Origin of the sequence: Phytoactinopolyspora endophytica (assembly GCF_004138495.1) — a bacterium.
GTDB lineage: Bacteria > Actinomycetota > Actinomycetes > Jiangellales > Jiangellaceae > Phytoactinopolyspora > Phytoactinopolyspora endophytica.
Window position 1 is genome coordinate 10,939 of sequence record NZ_ML142870.1, and the last position, 3,196, is coordinate 14,134.

At 69.3% G+C, this 3,196-nt stretch carries 2 protein-coding genes and 1 pseudogene; 1 reads left to right on the top strand and 2 read right to left on the bottom strand.

Features of this window, described 5'->3' with window-relative positions; all coding sequences use genetic code 11:
• Positions 1-497: pseudogene (locus ELR45_RS29560) on the top strand (hypothetical protein); the annotation flags it as partial.
• A gap of 10 nt (positions 498-507) precedes the next feature.
• On the opposite strand, the gene ELR45_RS29565 reads toward ELR45_RS29560, so the two are convergent.
• Positions 508-1,110, bottom strand: coding sequence for a TetR/AcrR family transcriptional regulator (locus tag ELR45_RS29565; protein ID WP_165368215.1), 603 nt, complete (start codon positions 1,108-1,110; stop codon positions 508-510).
• 4 nt (positions 1,111-1,114) lie between these two features.
• Positions 1,115-3,196: CocE/NonD family hydrolase (locus ELR45_RS29570; protein WP_205857519.1), on the bottom strand; the 2,082-nt coding region annotated here is incomplete at its 5' end.

Consider the following 3,196-nt stretch of genomic DNA (forward strand, 5'->3'; position numbering starts at 1 on the left):
GAACGCTGGCCGCCTTCCTGATTCTGGCTGCGATCGTCGGCTTTGCTGTCGGTGCCTATCTCGGCACCCAGTCCGACGACGCTGAGCCCAGCGCGGCCTCGACCGACCCAGCCGACACCGAGACCCCAGACGGCACCGACGACGGCGACGACGACGCTCCCGGCGACGACGAACCGGACGAGCAGGACGAGGAAGGGGACGAGCCGCCGGCGGACGGCGAGCTGACCTTCACGCTCGACAGGTCATCCGCGGCGTCCAATGAAGAGATCAACTACGAGGGCCGCCTCGAGTCAGGTGAGGAAGGTGTCGAGCTGCAGGTCCAGCGCAGCATCGACGGCGGGGACTGGGAAGACTTTCCGGTGACCACGACGACCGGATCAGACGGCGGGTTCAGCGGCAACGTGCAGACCCAGCGCAGCGGTGAGAACCGCTTCCGTGTCGTACGCATCGATGACGACTCCGTCGTCTCGGAACCGGTGGCTGTAGATATCGCGTAGGAGGACGTTCTCAGGCCGTGATGCCGAGAAGTTGACCGGCCGCGGCACGGAAATGATCACGCGCCTGCTCCGACGTCAGCGTGGGTTCTCCCCGGAGCCGCTGCAGCGAGAGTCCGTCCACCAAGGCGACCAGTAGCGACACGGTCCGGTCCGGATCGGCGGAGGCGAATGCGCCGGCTTCCACACCCCCTGTCACCATGGCGCGCAGCATCTCATTCCACCGGGCGTAGCGCGACTGCTGTCCGGTGCGGACCTCCCGGCCTTCCATAGTCGATCCGAGGGAGTCGAACCACAGCTGCCAATGCCGTCGGGTCTCCTCGGTGAAGACGCCGTCGACGAGGACGTCCAACGCCGCGAGCGGGTCGGTCTCGGCGCGGATGCGTTCCTCGAGACGCTCGTAGTAGGCGGTGACGTCCTGGGCGACGGCGACGTCGACGATGTCGTCCACGGAGCGGAAGTGATAAGTGACCGTGCCGACCGAAACGCCGGCCGCGCGTGCGATGCCCCGAAGCGTGACGCCGCGGAGGCCGAACTCATGCAGCAGTGGGATCGCCGCCTCGACGATCATCTGGCGGCGGACCTCGGGGGGCCGGCGACGGCGGACCTCGGTCACGCCGTCAACCCGACGTCCGGGGGATGCGATGCCGCCACGTCCGCTTGGCGACCACGCCATCGGCGTCGCTCGCCTCCAGCAGCGTCTCCACCACGAACTCATCGTAGGTGGCCGTCATCTCGCTCGACGTGTGCAGGCTCGCGGTCCATTCGCCGCGGGACAGGGCGATACGCCACTCGGACGAAGCCCTGGCTGCCAGTGGATCGTCCGCACAGATCCGGTACGTCTCCCGTGCCTTCTCCGTGTAGTGCAGACCATCGGGGAAGATCCGCGTCCCGCCGTAGTTCGGGTCGACGCTCAGGATCCACTCGCCGGTATCGACGACGTGTGTCACCTGCCGCTCCGGGCCGTCGGCCCCAGCTCCTGCACGATGCTCCAGCGGCGGCGCCTGTTCCGGCTCGTCGAAGGCGATCCCGGCTCCGGACGTCTCCCTGCCGGCCGTCTCCAGGCCGACGGCGCCGTCCCATAGCGGCACCGTCAAAGCGCTCCCGGCTGGGTCGAGGCGCAGCGTCGCCGTGTCGCCGTGTGGCCACACCCAGGGCCAGTAGGTGGTGCTCACCGCTAGCCGAAGCCGGTGGCCGGCCGGAAGGGTGTAACCGGCGGCGGTCAGGCCGACCCGCACGTCTTCGATGTCTCCTGGAGTCCAGGGCACCGCACGGTCCCGGCCGTGCCGCGTCATCAGGTTGAGTACGCCCCGGCTGACCAGGGTGGACGATCCGTCCGGTGCCACATCGCAGAGCCGGACCACGACGTTCGCCCGCGGCACGTCACACGCCATGCGCAGCGTGACGGCGGCCTGCCCCAGAACCGGCAGCGGCTCGGTCAGCGGCGGCGTGTCGAAGCAGACCGATCGGCCGTCCTCGGCTCGCTGGTCCGGCGGGAGGTCGCTGGGGTTACCGAACGGGAAGAACCGGCCGGCGTCGACGCCGGTGTGCTGCGGAGTGCGCACGACGACGTGTCCGTCGGCGTCCGTGAAGGAGGCGCTGCGCATCTCGTCCAGCCCGGTACGCCGCCACGTGATCGGAGACTCCGGCGATGGGCCCGACGGTGGCTCACCCGGCGGTGCCTGCAGGCTCACGTCGACGCCGACCCACCGGCCTTCCCGACGCGGATAGGCGGTTGCGGGTGCCACGCCGTCCTGCAGGTAGGCGCGTAGCAGCGGCTCATCCAGGACGCCCGTGTCCTCGCCCTTGAGCCAGTGGTCCCACCACCGCAGGGTCTCCTGCAGGAAGCCGATGGCGGGCCCAGGCGGCAGCTCGATGTCCGGATACCGGTGCGCCCACGGCCCGAGGATGCCTCTGACCGGCCCCGGTAGGTTGTCTACCAGGCGTAGCACGGTGTCCCGGTACGGGTCGGCCCATCCGCCGACGGCCAGCACGGCCGCTCGCACAGACGAGTAGTCCTCGCAGACGCTGCCATGGCGCCAGTACGCATCGCGCTCCTGGTGTGACAGCCAGGTGCTCAGGAACGGCTGCGCGGCCTCCAACCGCTCGCGCCACATCTCACGCCATTGCTCACCGACGACGGCCGGGTCCGGGGGACGCGCCGTGAACGCCTGCATCGTCCCGGCCCAGGCCGGCATGTCGATCCCGAGAACGGCGCCGCCGATGTAGTGCACGTCGTTGTCGTATCGGTCGTCGGTGGAGCAGACCGTCACGATCGCCTTCAACGGTTCCGGACGCAACGCGGCGATCTGCAATGAGTTGAAGCCGCCCCAGGAAATGCCGAACATGCCCACAGCTCCGGTGCACCACGGCTGTTCCGCCAGCCAGTGCACCACGTCGACGCCGTCGGCGAGCTCCACCTCGGTGTACTCGTCGACCATCACGCCCTCGGAACTGCCTGAGCCGCGCAGGTCGACCCGGGCCGATGCATAGCCGTGCCCGGCGTACCAGGGGTGACGCTGCGCGTCGCGGACCGCGGTCCAGTCGTCCTTGCGGTAGGGCAGATACTCCAGCAACGCAGGAACCGGCTCGACGTCCGCATCGGCGGGCCGCCAGATCCGGGCGTGCAGGCAGGTGCCGTCGCGGGTGGGAATCCAGTGGTCCTCGACGATGATCTGGCGGGGGAACTCGGTCCGGATCCT